The 16,337-nt window shown below is 57.3% G+C and carries 12 protein-coding genes; 7 read left to right on the top strand and 5 right to left on the bottom strand.

Features of this window, described 5'->3' with window-relative positions; all coding sequences use genetic code 11:
- Window positions 1–397 precede the first annotated feature (397 nt).
- From NZK35_RS09110 to NZK35_RS09090, 5 genes are all read left to right on the top strand, one after another.
- Window positions 398–2,479, top strand: a complete 2,082-nt coding sequence (locus NZK35_RS09110; RefSeq protein ID WP_259632222.1) for a hypothetical protein — start codon at window positions 398–400, stop codon at window positions 2,477–2,479.
- Window positions 2,480–2,760: 281 nt separating this feature from the next.
- Window positions 2,761–3,717: a tyrosine-type recombinase/integrase gene (locus NZK35_RS09105; RefSeq protein ID WP_259632221.1), complete on the top strand. Its 957-nt coding sequence runs from the start codon at window positions 2,761–2,763 to the stop codon at window positions 3,715–3,717.
- A 202-nt stretch (window positions 3,718–3,919) separates the two neighbouring features.
- The gene (locus tag NZK35_RS09100; protein WP_259632220.1) at window positions 3,920–4,672 is read left to right on the top strand and encodes an RHS repeat domain-containing protein; all 753 of its coding nucleotides are present in this window, start codon (window positions 3,920–3,922) and stop codon (window positions 4,670–4,672) included.
- Window positions 4,673–4,688: 16 nt separating this feature from the next.
- Window positions 4,689–5,012: a hypothetical protein gene (locus NZK35_RS09095; protein WP_259632219.1), complete on the top strand. Its 324-nt coding sequence runs from the start codon at window positions 4,689–4,691 to the stop codon at window positions 5,010–5,012.
- Window positions 5,013–5,562: 550 nt separating this feature from the next.
- Window positions 5,563–6,423, top strand: a complete 861-nt coding sequence (locus NZK35_RS09090; RefSeq protein ID WP_259632218.1) for an Rpn family recombination-promoting nuclease/putative transposase — start codon at window positions 5,563–5,565, stop codon at window positions 6,421–6,423.
- Window positions 6,424–7,237: 814 nt separating this feature from the next.
- Here the strand turns inward: NZK35_RS09090 and NZK35_RS09085 are convergent.
- Window positions 7,238–7,375, bottom strand: a complete 138-nt coding sequence (locus NZK35_RS09085; RefSeq protein ID WP_259632217.1) for a hypothetical protein — start codon at window positions 7,373–7,375, stop codon at window positions 7,238–7,240.
- A gap of 437 nt (window positions 7,376–7,812) precedes the next feature.
- Between NZK35_RS09085 and NZK35_RS09080 the strand changes: the two genes are divergently transcribed.
- A complete protein-coding gene (locus NZK35_RS09080; protein WP_259632216.1) occupies window positions 7,813–9,600 on the top strand; it encodes a polymorphic toxin-type HINT domain-containing protein in 1,788 nt (595 codons plus the stop codon).
- Window positions 9,601–9,613: 13 nt separating this feature from the next.
- On the opposite strand, the gene NZK35_RS09075 is transcribed toward NZK35_RS09080, so the two are convergent.
- From NZK35_RS09075 to NZK35_RS09060, 4 genes are read right to left on the bottom strand one after another with little or no spacing between them, the layout of a single operon-like run.
- Window positions 9,614–10,843 (bottom strand): mandelate racemase/muconate lactonizing enzyme family protein, encoded by a 1,230-nt coding sequence (locus NZK35_RS09075; protein WP_259632215.1) that lies wholly within the window; start codon window positions 10,841–10,843, stop codon window positions 9,614–9,616.
- On the bottom strand, window positions 10,840–11,784 hold the full coding sequence (locus NZK35_RS09070) for a PmoA family protein (protein WP_259632214.1): 945 nt from the start codon (window positions 11,782–11,784) through the stop codon (window positions 10,840–10,842). The genes NZK35_RS09075 and NZK35_RS09070 overlap by 4 nt, the downstream gene beginning before the upstream one ends.
- A gap of 18 nt (window positions 11,785–11,802) precedes the next feature.
- The gene (locus NZK35_RS09065; RefSeq protein WP_259632213.1) at window positions 11,803–13,137 is read right to left on the bottom strand and encodes a Gfo/Idh/MocA family protein; all 1,335 of its coding nucleotides are present in this window, start codon (window positions 13,135–13,137) and stop codon (window positions 11,803–11,805) included.
- Window positions 13,138–13,150: 13 nt separating this feature from the next.
- Complete coding sequence (locus NZK35_RS09060) at window positions 13,151–14,125, bottom strand: DUF6807 domain-containing protein (protein WP_259632212.1); 975 nt, start codon at window positions 14,123–14,125, stop codon at window positions 13,151–13,153.
- Window positions 14,126–14,698: 573 nt separating this feature from the next.
- Between NZK35_RS09060 and NZK35_RS09055 the strand changes: the two genes are divergently transcribed.
- Complete coding sequence (locus NZK35_RS09055) at window positions 14,699–16,132, top strand: IS1380 family transposase (RefSeq protein WP_259632211.1); 1,434 nt, start codon at window positions 14,699–14,701, stop codon at window positions 16,130–16,132.
- The last annotated feature ends 205 nt before the right edge of the window (window positions 16,133–16,337 follow it).

Raw genomic sequence — 16,337 nt, 5'->3', positions numbered from 1 at the left:
GCCGGACTGACGCCGTCACCCGTGACCCTCCGGTGGCAGTCCGAGAGAAGGCGAGAGGCGAAAAACGGCCACGTGCGATCGTTAACACCAAGTGCGTTAACTTTAACGATTGATGGCGAAGCGGTTTTCTACTTTCGCGGCGGTTGGCTGATTCCGTCGCTTGACAGTGAGCGGAAGCTGTCGCGTCATGGAGGGCCGGCCGATCCGTGAGGCGTTGAACCACGTTTCGCCTCTGCACCTTCAAGGCTCTCGACCGCCAACGACAGCCGACAGGTGCGCAGCTTCCGCGGACCCGATCGGCAAACCGCCGACACCTCTCCCCGCGATCTTTCCCAAAAACAAGTAACGGAGCAAGGGCCGGGCCACCGGTCTGCGCGCATCCAACGGAGCCAACACGATGAACGATGACTTCCTCAACGCGATCCTCGATAACCCCATCAAGGCCATCGCCGAATTCTACGCTTCATGCTTGAAGGAATGCGAGCGAGCCATGGCGTACGTCAACGATGAACTGCACCTGACCAACGAACAAGCAACCGAGCAACAAATCGGTTTTGCTGATCGAACACTTGGCAAGCAGATCCCACAGCGCCGCATCAAGCGCGGCCGCGAAGTCCGTGACGCACTCGTCGAAGCCGGCCTCTACAAAGCCAACGGACGCGAAACAATGCGTGGCCGTGTCACTGTTCCGATCATTGACAACGACGGCAACATCATCGGTCTGCGAGGCTACAAGATCGACGCGCACGCAAGCGGCGAAGATGTCATCATCGTTGGGCAATCGGAAACAACAATCCCCGAACCCATAGCGGATGCCGCCAAGGCTTCCGACAACAAGCCACAGACAACCGCGACATCAGAACTCTCGGCGAGTCCTGCGACGACGTCCGACAACGAACTGATCCTCGAAGACAATCAAATCATCTTCATCCGCGATGATCGACGCTACCGAATCCGTGGTCTTGAGAAGAACAAGTCAACGCTGACACTCAAAGTCAACCTGATGGCTTCGCGTGACGACCTCGTTCACATGGACACGCTTGATCTTGTGAAGGCACGCTCACGAACCTCGTTCATCAAGGCTACGGCAACGGAACTCTACACCGATGCCGACATCATCAAAAAGGACATCGGCACGTTGCTGCTCAAACTCGAAGCGTTGCAGTCCGATCGCATCGCGGCGCTGAAACAACCGGCGCGCATCGAAGTCAAGCTCAGCGACGAAGAGCAACGCGAAGCGTTGGCTCTGCTTCGCTCTCCCAATCTTCTCGAACGCATCGTCGCCGACATGGACGCTTGCGGCATCGTTGGCGAGTCCACCAACAAGCTCGCCGGTTACCTGGCCGCGACCAGTCGCAAGCTTGCCAAGCCACTGGCCATTGTGATCCAATCGTCATCCAGTGCTGGCAAAACATCGCTGATGGACGCCGTCCTCTCGATGATGCCATCCGAGGATGTCAACCGCTTCAGCGGCATGACCGGTCAGTCGTTGTTTTACCTCGACAGCGATTCGATCCGTCACAAGATCCTGGCGATCGCCGAAGACGAAGGCATCCGTCAAGCAAGCTACGCATTGAAGCTGCTTCAAAGCGAAGGCGAACTGCGTCATGCCACCGTCGGCCGGGGCGAAGACGGCCGCAGCCAAACCCAAGAACATCACGTCGAAGGCCCCACGCAGATCTTCCTCACCACAACCGCCCTCGACATCGATGAAGAACTGATCAATCGATGCCTGATCCTGACCGTTGATGAATCCGATTCACAGACTGATGCAATCCAATCGAAACAACGTGAATCGTTCACGCATGACTTCACCGAACATGGTTATCTTGCCGGTCAGTTGAAACGCCTTCACCAAAACGCGCAGCGGTTGTTGCAGCCCGTCGAAGTGTTCAACCCGTTTGCGACGCAGCTGACGTTCCCCAATCACAAAACACGCATGCGGCGCGATCACATCAAGTATCTGACGCTGATCAACACCATCGCGTTCCTGCACCAGCATCAGCGGACGATTCATTCGGCACAACAAGGCGACATCTCGACCGAGTTCATCAACGTCGAGCCCGGTGATATCGCGATCGCCAACGGCATCGCGGGTGAAGTCCTCGGACGCAGTCTGGATGAACTCGCGCCACAGACGCGAAACTTACTCGGCAGACTGCATGACTTCGTCGACTCGAACTCACGATCGATCGGGCTTCCGCGGGACGCATTCCGGTTCACCCGCCGCGATGTCAGGGAAGCGATCCACTGGAGCGATTCGCAAATCCAAAAGCATCTTGGTCGGCTTGTCGATCTGGAATACGTGCTCGTTCACCGTGGTCGCAACGGCCAACGCTACGTCTACGAACTGCTTTACGGTGGGGAGGGCCGCGAAGGCCAACCGTTCCTGATGGGACTGATCGATCCGGCGAAACTCAAGACACCTGCAACTACAACCAAAACCTCGACCCCCTTGGTCGAAACCTCAACCCCCTGAGCAAGTGAGCTCGGCCCCGGCTCTGTCGCCGCTCTGCGGTCGCTTCACCCCAGCTCACACATCCAACAAGTCGTTGCCTTGCAATGACTTGACCGCTCTGGCATCAAAACCGATGCCAAAACCTTGCAAGGCCCCCTCATTGAAAGCCTTGCCATAGCTGCATCGCCGTGATCGGTGATGCCGTCTTCTTCGGCCGAGTGACGTTCACCCGGCCGCCTTCACCCTGATCGAGCACGCCCGGCTACCGGTACGCGCTGATCACAACCCCAGGATGCAAATCCATGTCAAACCTTCCCGCTCCCACCGTCCTACTGTCGCGTTACTTCAACCACCTCAAGATGAATAACTGGTCAGCCACGACGATCTCGCGCCGCGACTACGTCTTGAACAAGTTCATCACCTGGTCAAGCGAACGCGGCATCGAGTCCGTCACCGAGATCACTGCCGAGTCACTTGCTGCTTACCGGCGATGGCTCTATCACTACCGCAACGAACGCACCGGTAAACCGCTCAAGTTCTGTACTCAAGCTTCCTACCTCTCAACGGTTGGTCACTGGCTCGCATGGCTGAGCGAACAAGGTTGGATCGACAGCGATCCATCAACCGGCATCGAACTCCCCAAGGAAGAACAGCGTCTTCCATCATCGCACTTGACCATCGATGAAATCGAAACGCTACTCAGTTCAGTCGATCTCACAACGCCAACCGGCCTTCGCGATCGCGCGCTGCTGGAACTGTTCTATGCCACCGGCATGCGACGCGCAGAGTTGATCGCGTTGAAGCTTGACGACATCAACCACGAGTCCGGTCTAGCGATGATCCGTCAAGGCAAAGGACGCAAGGATCGAGTCGTGCCGACCGGCAAGCGAGCCCTTGGATGGCTGATGAAATATCTTCACGACGGTCGCCCCGCACTACTCGATGAAGACACGCAAGTCATCTTCCTAACTTCCCGTGGCAACGCGTTCCATCCTGTCACGCTCAGCCAACTGGTCAGGAGCTATTTGACTGCGGCGGGGATAACCAAGCCAGGCAGTTGCCACATGCTCCGCCACACCACGGCGACGTTGATGCTCGAAGGCGGCGCGGACCTGCGCTCGATCCAAACGCTCTTGGGTCACGAGCAACTCAACACGACCCAGATCTACACGCACGTCTCGATCAAACGCCTGCGAGAAGTCCACGACAAAACGCATCCGGGCGCAAAGGACCGCCCACCCCAAAGCGACACCGAATAGCCTGCCCATCAGTTACAATGGCGGGATGCTCTGCAAGCCATCATCCCGTCGTCGCACCCTTCAACGCCGTCTCGCGCGCCCCCGCGCGGGAGGCGTTAAGTCGTGCGCCGATTCAAAACGAATCCGTAGCTGCAAAGCGGTCAGCCCATCACCTTGCATACGCGGCAAATCACGTACTGAAAGTGACGCATCATCAATCAAGTTGGCGTTTCGCTATCACGGCACCCAACAGTACAGCGTCAACGCACTGACCGATTCGAGCGGAACGATCAAGGAGCGTTACGCTTACGATGCGTACGGCGGTCTGTCGATCTTCGACGCTGCGGGAACTGCACGGACGGCGACGGCAGAAGGCAACCGCTACACCTACACGGGCCGTGAGTACGACGACGTTCTCGACCTGTACCACTACCGCGCCCGGATGTACGACTCGATCACGGGCCGGTTTTACTCCAGAGATCCAATTGGGCATGAAGGCAGCCCGTGGAACTTGTATGAATTTCTTGGTGGATTCGTCTTGATTAACTTGGATCCATTCGGAAAAGAAACAAGACCGGTTATTGTGCCAGGGACTCCTCCATCAATGCGAGACCCCTACTATGCCGCTTTTCAAGATGCCTTCATGGATATATTTGGATTCGACTGGGGACATGACGTCGTGCTTCCAGACGGGACAAAGGTTCCAATCAAAATGGGCATCGGTCCGTGTGGTGGAGGGCCAGCTAAGGGAGTTTGCAAGACATTCACCAAAGAGATGCTCTCGAATTCCAAGCTAATTGCGAAGGGTTCGGAAATCAGAAAGATTAACGAATTGGTTGCGAAATTTGGCGGGACGAAAAAGGGGTGGAAAAAGAAGAAGGGATGGGATAGCTGTGGTCGCGAGTGGCATTGGTACGAGCATCACGGCATTGGAAGAAGAGGTAAGAAACCGGCGGGAGCACCGGATCCGTTTTAGTGGGATGCAAACTAACATGTTTCGAAAGATCACATCAGTCGTTTCCAAATTCACTAATACACCATCTTTGGTGCAGGGACATGATTACCACCTGATAGGAATCGATGATACGCACTACAGAATTATCGACGAGTCAGGCGATCCTGTTCTCTATCCAAAAAACTATTTCCTTGATGAAGACGTGAGCCCGCCGGAAGAATGGGTTTTTCGGGACTACGGTGATGGTGAGTATGTGTATCTCGTGCCTGCACTGTCTGCGCGGGGATTTTATGAAGATTATGCTGACGGAGTTCAAGAAGTCGTCGAAATATTTCAAGACTTTCGACGATCATTGGAATGAAACAAAGTGTCAAGAGCGAATCGGCAGGATAGGTAGCTAGGCGGTTTCTGCTGATTGGCTCGCGGCGGACGATTGATGTGATCACAGGACCGAGTCGACTTCCGCCGCAAGGGAGGCCGCTTGGTCTTGCCAAACGACTGACCGCGCATCCGGACGCACAAAGAACGCCGAAGGCACGGCGGGTAGGATGCCCGTCGACTGAAACCCGTCGGGGACAGGATGTCAGTCGGAGAACGATGGCAGGAAGCGGGGGAGCGGTTCCATGTTTCAAGTTCCAAGTTCCAAGTTGAAAGAGAAGAGTTGGAAGTTGGGAAGACCGAGCGGGCCATCGTTCGGCGACCGGAGTGAGGGAGGGATCGACCGAGCGGAGCCGACGGCCCGCGGAGGTGGTGACAGCGACCGAAGGATGAGGGTAGCGCCGAGCGCGAGCGAGCAGCACCGACGCCGAGGGGAGAGATGATCAAAAGTCGTGGGTTGCCAAAACGGCTCCCTCAATTCATCATCAGGAAAGATTTTTGCTCGCTTCTACTTCGAAAGTGGACGGTCCAAAATGGCGATCGGCATTGATCCGACGGTCGACTTTGCGTGCAAGCGACTTTTAGGAAGTCCTGATCATCCGGCGATTACGCTTCATTTTCTCAATGCGGTCTTGGGTGGAGAACCGCCGATCACCACCGTGCAGATCCTGAACCCAATCATCGGCAAAAGCTTTGACGATGACAAAGCTTCGATTCTCGATGTCTTGGCGACCGATGATCACGGGCGGTTCATCGACATTGAAATTCAGACGACGCTGCCCGCAGGGCTCTCCGAGCGACTGACCTATTACGCTGCCAGCCAGTTGGTTGAACAACTCGGTGAGGGAGACAGCTACCGGGAATTGCGTCCCTCGATCGGAATCTGCATCCTTGATGCGATCCGGTTCCGCGAATCGTCCGCCCTGCATCTCGACTTCCAACTTCGATCTCCGAGCGGTGAATTGCTGACAGATTGCCTGCAAATCCACCTTTTAGAGTTGCCGAAGTACGATCCCGATGCGGATAATGGCGTCATCGCCGCCCCGATCCTTCAGTGGATTCACTTTTTCCGATTCGCTGCAACGTCGAGTGCCGAAGATCTGCGGCAACAACTACCCGATCCGGTCTTTTTCGAAGCAGTAGGAGTATTGGAGATGATTGCCCGAAATCCCGAAGAAAAGCGATTCTACGAATCACGCTTGAAAATGCAGCGTGATGAAAAGGCGCGTCTGGAAGCGGCTGAGGAACGTGGTGAGGCAATTGGCCGGGTGAGAGTGCTTCAATCGCTTGCGGGCGTTGCAGAATCAACGATCGAAGACCTGCGAATGCGTTCATCGGAGGAACTTGCGGCGATGGAAGTCGCGTTGAAACATCAGCTTCGTGAGCGCAGCTAGAAACCTCAGCCGCAATCCACGGATAAATCAAAGGGGACGGGGGTTGAATCCCGCAAATCAGCGGCGGACGATTGACGTGACCACAGGACCGAGTCGACTTCCGCCGCAATGGGAGGCCACTTGGTCTTGCCACACGACCGACCGCGCACCTTCTCGCGGTAAGAACGCCGAAGGCACGGCGGGTAGGATGCCCGTCGACTGAAACCCGTCGGGGACAGGATGTCAGTCGGAGAACGATGGCAGGAAGCGGGAGTACAGTTTCAGGTTCCAAGTTCCATGCTCCAAGTTGAAAGAGAAGAGTTGGAAGTTGGGAAGACCGAGCGGGCCATCGTTCGGCGACCGGAGTGAGGGAGGGATCGACCGAGCGGAGCCGACGGTTGACGGAGGTGATTGGAAGCGACCGAAGGATGAGGGTAGGGCCGAGCGCGAGCGAGCAGCACCGACGCCGAGGGCGGAGCCCGATCAGAACAGACGAGGCAGGAGGCCGAGTTCGTTATCAAGAAGGGCGTAAGTGACCGCGTCCGAGCCTAAGCGAGGTAAGCCGGGAACGAGACGCTCGGTCAACCCTCAACCGACAGCTTGTCTGTTCAGCCAAAGCCCTTTGCCAATCTCCGGCAGGCTCCCCGGCAGTCACAGGCATGGCGTCCGAACCGTTGGTGTGCAGCCTTCAGGCGCTCTTCCACGAAGCCTTCGGCGCCCGCACAGCTGAACGAGCATCGGCTGAAGCCTAGACACCAACGGCTCGTACCCGCCGGTCGCCCCAGCGAGCAGGGCAAACCTGGGCAGATGGAACGGTTACCTTCAATTCATTTTATCATTCGGGATCGTCGCGCTCGGGTTCACCCGAATCGGCGAACGCCCGATGCTTGCGTAGCCTGACTTCGATGAATTTGGCCAACAGCGAACACGAGACCGCGATCATCGACGGCATCAATGCATCTTCCCAGGTCATGTAAAACGTTCCTCGCGTTTGAATTCGATCCAGCGAAAGCCTAGGTCGCCGGACGCTCCAATCCGCTCACCAGACACCTGATGTCGCCCAGCCCTGGTGAGACGCGTGCCGTCCAGGTGGACTTTGCAGGATGTACGCTTTCGGTCGACCGATCGATCGCTGTTGGGGCAGAGATCAACGGGGCACGCCGGGCGATCCTGCCGAGACAGGGGACGCACGCGCTGCCAATGCGTGTCGCGGGGATCGGGATGGTGTATAAAGATGAGACGCGAGTGTGATCGAGTCGATCGCACGCTGCGTGACGCATCCCATTGCCCGACGGTGCGAATTCACTGCAAAAAGTTGAATCTCGACATCGAGCATTCCGGTGGCGCGAATGTTGCAGGCAAGCGGTGTTCCAGAAGCAAGCAAAGTTCCCTCATGCAAGGGGCCACCCCATGGACCGCAGACGTTGCCATCCTCTCTTCCAGGCGTCGTGTTTTCTCACTGCCTTACCACTGGCCCTGGCGTTTTGTGCCCCCAGCAATCTTTTCGCTGAGGACGGTGAATTCAATTCCGGCTCGCTGGTTCAACAAGCCCTGCGGGCCGAGTTGGATGGCGACATTGAAAAGCGCGAGCTGTATCTGATCAGCGCGATCCGGCAAGATCCCAACGACTCGACGGCGCGATCGATGGCTGGGTTTCTCAAACAGGATGATCGATGGATGCCCGTCCAGCGGTCGGCATCACTGAATGCATCCAACGAACTTCTTCATCACTACAGTTTCCTAAGGGATCGATACGCCGGAACGATGGCCGGCGAGATCGCGCTGGCACGTTGGTGTCGAATCAATGAGTTAGAAGATCGCGAGCAACTGCACTGGAGCAACGTGATCGCAAGCGATCCTACCAATGAGGAAGCACGGACACGGTTGAAACTGCGGGAATTCCGTGGCCAGCTGATGACGAAGGAACAAATAGACGCCTACAAGCAGTCGCTAAATGCAGCACAACAGGCGCTTCGAACTTGGGGGGCAAAGCTCGGTCGATTGCGGCGAGAACTTGACGCGGCTCCATTGGATCGCGAATCGAGTGCCTGGAAGGGTTTCGCCGCGATCGATGATCCCGAGGCCGTGCCCGCGATGGAAAAACTGCTACGACGCGTTGACACGGACTTGCAGTATCATCTCGTCGACACGATCGGCAGCATCCCGGCCCAAGTCTCCGCCGACGCGCTGGTTCGACTTTCGCTGGAATTGAAAGAGGCCGACGCCAGACAAGCTGCGGCAAGAAAGTTGGCCGAACATCCGATCCATGCCTATGCGCCGCAGTATCTCAGTCAATTAGAGTCGCCCATTCAAGCTGTTTCCAGCCTCAACGCGATCGGCGACACGGTCATCAGCCATACGCGGTTGCGACAAGAGCGCCCCGACGACGCGATCAACCTGCTCCAATCGACCAACGCGGGCTTGACCGTCCAGGACCCCCGATTCCGCGCCACCCGCGCCTATCGGCAAATTGTTGCCCGTGAAGTGGCCCTGCATCGTCGCAAAATTGCCGCAACCGAACGAGCCGTGGCGCAGAAGAACGCTCAAACCAAGCTGCGCAATGGTCGAATCTTCAGCGCCCTACGCATCGCAACGGGTGAAGAGATCGGCGATGTTCCGAGCCTGTGGTGGGATTGGTGGAAGCACTACAACGAGTACTTGGTCGCCGATCACAAACAAGAGTACTACTTTACGAACACGGACTATCGTCGGCGCACGATACGATTACCACAACCGCGTCGCCACGAGTGTTTTCCCGCGGGCACCTTGGTTCACACCGAAACGGGGAAACGAGCCATCGAAGGGATTCGGCCGGGCGACAAGGTGCTTTCCCAGGATCTCGAGACGGGAGAGCTGTCGTATCGGCTGGTGCTTCAAACAAGCATTCGACCTCCGAGCGACACGATGCAGATCACGGTCGGTGGCGAGCAGATCACCGCAACGGTTGGCCATCCGTTCTGGGTCGTCGGTCGAGGATGGACGATGGCGAAGGAATTGAATCCTGGCGATCGCCTCCGCGAGATTCACCGCTCAACCCCAATCGACGTGACCGAAGGCGGTGTGGACAGCGAGGCCTACAATCTGATCGTCGACCAGACCCATTCGTATTTTGTCGGGGAAGCAGGCTTTCTCGTCCACGACAACATCATCCGCGAGGCATCAAGATCCCCGCTACCCGGCTGGAACGCAAACGATTAGACCTGGCCGATCGTTACTTCAGCAGTTTGTCGCCGCCGCTGCGTTTCATCAGTTCGATCACCTGATGTTCATCGACTTCGATTCCAAGGCCGGGGCCGAGCGGGACGTGGGCTTGATCCTTTTCGATTCGCAACGGCACCTTGAGGACGCTGGCGGTAAGGAACTGGTCCCCGTTGAGTGCGGCTGGCTTGTTCAACCCGTAGGCTCCATAGAGTCCCAAGGTTGCCGCCAGTGAAATGTCGGGATCGGTCAACCCGCTGCCCAGCCACATCAAGTCCTGTTGCTGACAGAATTCAATTTGTTGCCGCGCCGATTGCAAGCCGCCGCATCGGGACGGTTTCATCGCGACGCCATCGCACATTCCCGCTTGGTAAAACTCGCGCAGATCGGTCGGACTGATCACTCCTTCGTCCATCAGAATCGGCAACGCGGCTTGCTGTTTGAGTTTTTGATAACCGCTGATCTGATTGGGTTTCAGCGGTGCCTCCAGCACATCGACACCGGCATCAGCCAACCGCGGCGCGGCGACCAATGCGGTGGCCGGGTCGTAGCCACCATTGGCGTCGGCCCATAGAAACCCCTCCGGCGCGTTTTCCCGCACGTGTCGGGCCAACTGGATGTCAAATTCAGGATCGGGCGCCACTTTGATGTTGAAGTTGCGGTAACCGCGACGACGGCCCTCGTCCATCACCCGATCCACATCGGCCAGTTGCTGCACGTTGACGGTCCAGCTGAGCGTGATCGGCCCACCGGGTTCGCGTCCCCACATCTGCGCGAGCGACTGGCCGCGCACCTTGCCCGTCAAGTCATGGAGTGCCAGGTCCACGCCGGCGCGAGTGATCGGCATGCCGGTGGTAAACCCCGGCGCGATCACGGAGTCCATCGCCGCCAAGGCACCGTCGATGTCGGTCGGATCGCGACCAACAAGTGCCGGCGTGAAATAGTCGCGGAGCACAATGGTCGCCGTCTCCAGCGTTTCGTAACTCCACTTGGCGATCGGAATGCTCTGCCCCCAACCCACCGTTCCGTCGTCTGCGGTGATCTTGATCACGACCGCTGCACGCCCCAGCGAACCGTGCGGCCCGGTAAAGAACTTGAAGTAGCCGGTCAGCGGATAGCGTAAGGGGAACAGCTCGATGCGATCGATCTTCATGATGGCGGGTTCCTGCCCACGGGCGAATCGAACAACCGGGGCAGCCGCCGCCGCAACCGCCGCCGCAAACTCGCGTCGATGTAGTTTCACAGTTTGTCCTCGACGTATTGGCGGTAATGTTCCGCAACCCGGCCCGACTTAGCATCGCCACGATGAACGAACACCCCGACGCGACCGTGCAAGGACTCGCCGACGCGGAGTGTGAACTTTGTTCCGCTCCACTTTTCCGCGCGACGTGGTCCGAACGTGCCGTACTCGCGCGTCAGCCAGCGAGGCGGGGTGTCGTCAGGATAGACGAATAGGGCCAAACCCTCGGTTTCGCCCGCGACGGTGTTGGAGTAATCGATCCAACGAGCCGTCTGGTCGTTCGTGCCGGCCTGCCCGCGTCGCCCTTCGTCATTGGTCAACACGCCACCCTGTTCGCCGCTGAATTGGGGATGCATCCGAACATACGGCCAAGCGTAGTGCACGCCATCGCTCAGGAACTTGACGTCACCCTCGTGCGGCTTCAAGTTCCAAGTCAAATCGAAGAAGTACTCACCGTTACCGAGGGCGACGAGGCGCAGTTTTCGATGCTCATCGAGTAGGGGCCTGTTGTCATCGACGATCCACTGCAATTCGATCTCAATCAGCGCCGTCGCACCTTCCGTTTTCATTGCACTCAAGCGTTGGTGACGAATGAAGTGACGAAACCCATCGGCTGGTTTCGACGGACGCCGCAAGTTTTTCCAGCTGTGGTAAAAATCCACTACTGGACCGTCACCCATCTGCACTTTGTCGGCAATCCACAGTGATCGGTGGTGCGGATAGGGATCTGGTCTTTGGACGGTCAGCAGTTTGCCCGAGGGACTGCGAAGCGGCCAAAAGTGCGGCAGGGCAAATTCATCGCCGAACTGGTACGCCAGGGCCGGCTGGCCTTCGACCCGGACGACCAACTGCTTGGCCTGGTCCTGCAATTGCAGTTCGACCGATGGTGGTGCGGCAGTCGCGACAACGACCGTCAGCCACCCAGCGAAAGACAGATATCTCATTCATCTTGCTCCAGCGAGTCAAACGGTCCACGGTTTACGATGTTCATAGTCGAGCATGTCGTTGGCCGCTTGATCGTCGATGAACCGCTCGGTCACCGGGTTCCAGCGAAGTTTTCGCCCCAGCTTCATGGCCAGATGCGTGATCACGCAGATACTGTTCGAGCGATGTCCGACTTCGACCGGACAAATCGGCTCTTCGTGTGTCCGCATGCACTGCAGAAAGTTCTGCATGTGGTTGTCACTTTGGTAAAGATGCACTTCATCCTCACCGATCGGCTCTCGCAGAATGCCACCCGGCTCGGCGGTCAAACTGGAACGCGTGACGGAGATCGATCCGGCCTCGCCTTCGAACGTGACACCGGCCGGTGTGCCAGAACTGGCCAACAGTTTGACCCCGTCGGCAAAACGCCCTGCGGCCTGAAACTCGGTGTGGACGTTGAACAATCCGCGGTTCGGGAATTCACCACTCGCCTCCATCTCGACCGGTCCGGAATCATCCGAGCCATGCCCCCACTGTGCGGTGTCAAACATGTGCGCGCCCCAACCGGTGATCATTCCACGACAATAGGATTCGATCTGCAGCCAACCCGGCCGGCTGAAGTCCGCTTGCGGATGCACGCGATGCTCGGTGTAGGGCATCCGAGGTGCCGGGCCGAGCCACATGTCGTAGTTGAACTGCTCGGGAACAGGCATCGCAACGTCGTTTCCCGTGCCGGTATCGGTCGGCAGTTGAACGCGGATCGTCTGCAGCTTGCCGATGCGTCCGTTGCGAACCAGTTCACAGGCCAGACGAAATCTGCGATCGGAACGTTGCTGCGATCCGGTCTGCAAGATGACATTGTTTTTTCTCACTGCTGCGACCAGTTTTTGCCCTTCGGCAATCGTGTAGGTCAACGGCTTTTGCAAATAGATGGCCTTGCCGGACTCCGCCGCGGCGATCGCGTTGAGTGCATGCCAATGGTCGGGTGTCGAAATCGTCACGCCATCGATGTCGTCTCGTGAAAGCAACTCACGATAGTCCTCAAACATTTCGATCGTCGGTCCGGGACGATCGGTCAATTCGTCTGAATAAATTTTGTCGCACTGCTGTTTTGCGTGTTCCACCCGCCGACGATCGAGGTCGCAAACGGCCACGATATGGGCACGGGTCTGGGGGTCCAAACCACTGCGCAAACAGGCGTTCATGTCCCCATGCCCCATCCGTCCGGTACCGATACAGCCGATCCGCAACGTATTGCTGGGCGCTTGCTTGCCCAAGACGTAGGACGGAACGATGGTTGGAACGCCGATGGAGGCGATCGACGCGGCAGATGCTTTGAGGAAACCGCGACGGCGGATCGATGTCGTGCCCATGGGACTCTGACTCTCAAAATGAAGGGGAAGATTGCAGAAAACTTGTTTGTTCCGTTTTCAGACGCGCCGCATCCCAGCGAAGCGGATGCACGATCACTCGATACCGCAGCGTCATGCCTGTCCCCGGTTCGAGCGTCATCGGCTCATCGTTCAGCAGAGCTGCGTTCATGTAGCCCGTCACGGGGCTGCGGATGATGTACCACGGCGTGGGATGTCGGGGATTCTCGGGGTGATCCAGAAACGCCAGCCCCACCGGATCGCCGTCGATGCTGCCGCTGTAATCGATCGACCTCGCCCGGCTGCGATGCCGGTCCCCAGGACCGAATTCGACCGGGCCTCGTTCGCTGGTCGCTTGACGATCACTCAACTCTTTCGCGAAACGTACCGATAGCCCCGCATAGCCGCCCCACGATTGTTCCTTCGGCGGCGTGCGATCCAATTCCACGCGGTGGTTGCCGGCGGTGAATTCGGAAATCCAATCCAAGCTGTATTCGTCGTGCGCATTCGGCGCGGAAATCACGATCCGTCGTCGTTCGCGGAGCACGACTTCATCGTCTCCATCGGGATGGTAGGCCAACGCAAGCGAGAGGCGCGCGGAGTGATCGCCACGAGTTTCCACCCGGACGTCAGTCGTCTCGGTGCGCCCGGCCGGCCGGCCCGTTTGCCCGTCATGCTCCCAGTAGTTGACACCGTTGATGTATTTCCAACAGAACCACAAACCGTGATGCCAGGCATGATCGGCAGGGCGATCCCAGGTCAGCACGCGCCCGCCCTTGGTACTCAACGGGTGAAAGTACGGAACGTCTAGTTCGGAGCCATGATTGAATCGCCAAATGACCTGTGGGCCACGAACGAGCGCGACCGAAGACGCCGATCGCTCCCAACGCAGCGGCGCCGGCTCGGCGCCGAAGGTGTTCGTGCACCGCAACAGCGTCAGCGGCATTGCCAGTGTCAGCAGCAGAAGGTGCGAGGCGATCGCGCGCGTCATGGACGAATCCTCTCAAGGTGGGCGTCACAAAGATGTCCCCAACAGCCGCAAACGACGTGCCGTTAGGAAAGCCTGCGCCCTCCCAGTTCAACAGGTCGTGCAGTTTACGAAGCAACCCTCCTGGCAGGAGGGTTGAGCGCAGCGGGGGAAGGTCGAACGGTGAATCCCGATTTATTCTTCAGCTGCCAGATTCGCGTCCCAAGCCTGCCGGACGACAACCGCTCCACGAGAAAGGCGAGAAAAGGAAAAAAAATGCCTTCGCTTCGGAGCCGCCCCCTCGCACTGCGTTGGTGCAGCCTCCCGATCGTGCGGATACGCCCGGCCGGGCTGCCGACGGAATCGAGTTGCATGCCCGGGACGCGCCACGTTGTGAAGCATTTTCCGCCCGCGTTTGGCAAGTGGTAGCGGTAGGGCGCGAGCCCTCCGGACTTTCACGGTGTTTTGAAGCGCGACCGGACGGCTCGCGCCATTCCGCTAACCCGGATTATTCACCGCGAATGAACAAAAAGAGCCTCTGATGCGTTCAAGTTGGTATCTGACATCAACTTACAACGCCAACAAAGGCTCTTGGTCATGATACGCGATGCACAGCCTGCTTTGTTCGATTTTTTTCCTCGAAAGAGCATCGAAGTTCAGTCAGTCGATGAGCAAGTCAGCTCCGATGGAGGACTGATCGTCTTTCGAGAACTCGATCAGAAACTCAAACTGACCGAGAGTTTTGCCGAGCAGATTGAAGACGGTCGTAGCGATCCCACCCAATCACTGTTGAGCGTCATTCGACAACGCGTCTTTGGAATCTTGGCTGGCTATGAAGACCAGAATGACCACGACACCCTGAGAACGGATCCTGTCTTTAAGCTCATCGCTGATCGTGCCCCGGATGAACATGACTTGGCCAGTCAGCCAACCATTTCTCGTGTAGAGAATTCAGTGACTGCTTCCGATCTGTTGAGGCTTGAAGACTGGTTCATTGATCGATTTGTCGAATCGTTTGACGAGGTACCAACTCGGATCACTTTGGACATCGATACCTTTGCAGATTCCGCCCACGGTGCTCAACAACTCACCTTCTTCAACAATTTCTATAAAAAGAACATCTACCAAGTTCGTGTGATTACCTGCGCCGAAAATGATCAGATTGTCTTGCCGGTGCTGTTGCACGGAACCGCTCATGTATCACTTGCTGCGGAAGATGATTTGAGTCGCGTGGTCAATGCACTGCGAAAGAGGTTTCCGGATCTCGAAATCCGTATTCGTGCCGATGCGGGATTCGCGGTCCCAAACTTATACGAAGCTCTCGAATCTCTTGCCGGCGTGACCTACAGCATTGGTTACCAAATGAACCAATTGATGCGGAAGAAATGCGAAAAATTGATGGAGCTGACGCTTCAGCAGTTTGAGAAAACGGGAGAGGAGACGAAGAACTATATGTACCTGTCGCACAAGGCGCGGGGGTGGTCACATGCACGTGACATGGTCATCAAATGTGAAGCCAATATCCAGGGGACCAACCGTCGAATCGTGGTCACCAATCGTCTCGGAGCCGAGCAGTATCCTGATGGTACGTATCAGGAATATAGTGATCGAGGAGAGAGCGAAAACCGCAATAAAGAATTGACAGTTGACTTAAGTGCAGATCGCTTAATCGACCATCGTTACATGGCAAACCTATTCCGCATGATGATGCATGCGTTGTCGTGCAATCTTCTGTCACGTCTTCGATCGGTCGCTGCTGATCCGCCACCAGAAGTTGGTCCGGATCCGGAGGGTGTTCCGTTGGAAGCCGGTAGCGACCATCGCAAGCGGACCGCCAAGAACAGACGCCGTCGAGTCGACCCGCTAGGTCGTGGTCGGGCGATGACGTGGCGGACGCTGGTGATCAAGGTTGCCGCTCGCGTAGAAGCCACGACACGCCGCATTCGTCTCCTGATTCCGTCGAGCTGGCCACACGGAAATTTTCTATTCAAAGTGAGCCGCTCTCTAGCGGGGTTCTCCCCCAGTGGCTAACGGCCACCATCGCGCGACGAAAGCAACGTCCCGTCCACTGCAGTGCGTATGGGGGAAAGGGGGCCTTGTAGAATGCCCCCAAAACAAAGTCACTAAAAAAGACATTCACCCAATCAATCCGCATAAAATGAGCGGACGTGAATAATCCGGGCTAACACCTTGCGGGGTGTTTTTGTTAGCGGTAGGGCGCGAGCCCTCCGTTCTT

Source organism: Stieleria sedimenti (assembly GCF_025060895.1).
GTDB classification, from domain to species: Bacteria; Planctomycetota; Planctomycetia; order Pirellulales; family Pirellulaceae; genus Stieleria; species Stieleria sedimenti.
The sequence above is the reverse complement of the archived record's forward strand: the minus strand, read 5'-3'. Positions and strand labels throughout refer to the sequence as shown.

Bases quoted from the DNA above. Each gene is read 5' to 3' on its own strand.
- NZK35_RS09060 (WP_259632212.1), bottom strand. From the start codon at position 14,125: ATGACGCGCGCGATCGCCTCGCACCTTCTGCTGCTGACACTGGCAATG.
- NZK35_RS09105 (WP_259632221.1), top strand. From the start codon at position 2,761: ATGTCAAACCTTCCCGCTCCCACCGTCCTACTGTCGCGTTACTTCAAC.
- NZK35_RS09070 (WP_259632214.1), bottom strand. From the start codon at position 11,784: ATGAGATATCTGTCTTTCGCTGGGTGGCTGACGGTCGTTGTCGCGACT.
- NZK35_RS09095 (WP_259632219.1), top strand. From the start codon at position 4,689: ATGTTTCGAAAGATCACATCAGTCGTTTCCAAATTCACTAATACACCA.
- NZK35_RS09065 (WP_259632213.1), bottom strand. From the start codon at position 13,137: ATGGGCACGACATCGATCCGCCGTCGCGGTTTCCTCAAAGCATCTGCC.
- NZK35_RS09085 (WP_259632217.1), bottom strand. From the start codon at position 7,375: ATGACCTGGGAAGATGCATTGATGCCGTCGATGATCGCGGTCTCGTGT.
- NZK35_RS09110 (WP_259632222.1), top strand. From the start codon at position 398: ATGAACGATGACTTCCTCAACGCGATCCTCGATAACCCCATCAAGGCC.
- NZK35_RS09080 (WP_259632216.1), top strand. From the start codon at position 7,813: ATGGACCGCAGACGTTGCCATCCTCTCTTCCAGGCGTCGTGTTTTCTC.
- NZK35_RS09090 (WP_259632218.1), top strand. From the start codon at position 5,563: ATGGCGATCGGCATTGATCCGACGGTCGACTTTGCGTGCAAGCGACTT.
- NZK35_RS09055 (WP_259632211.1), top strand. From the start codon at position 14,699: ATGATACGCGATGCACAGCCTGCTTTGTTCGATTTTTTTCCTCGAAAG.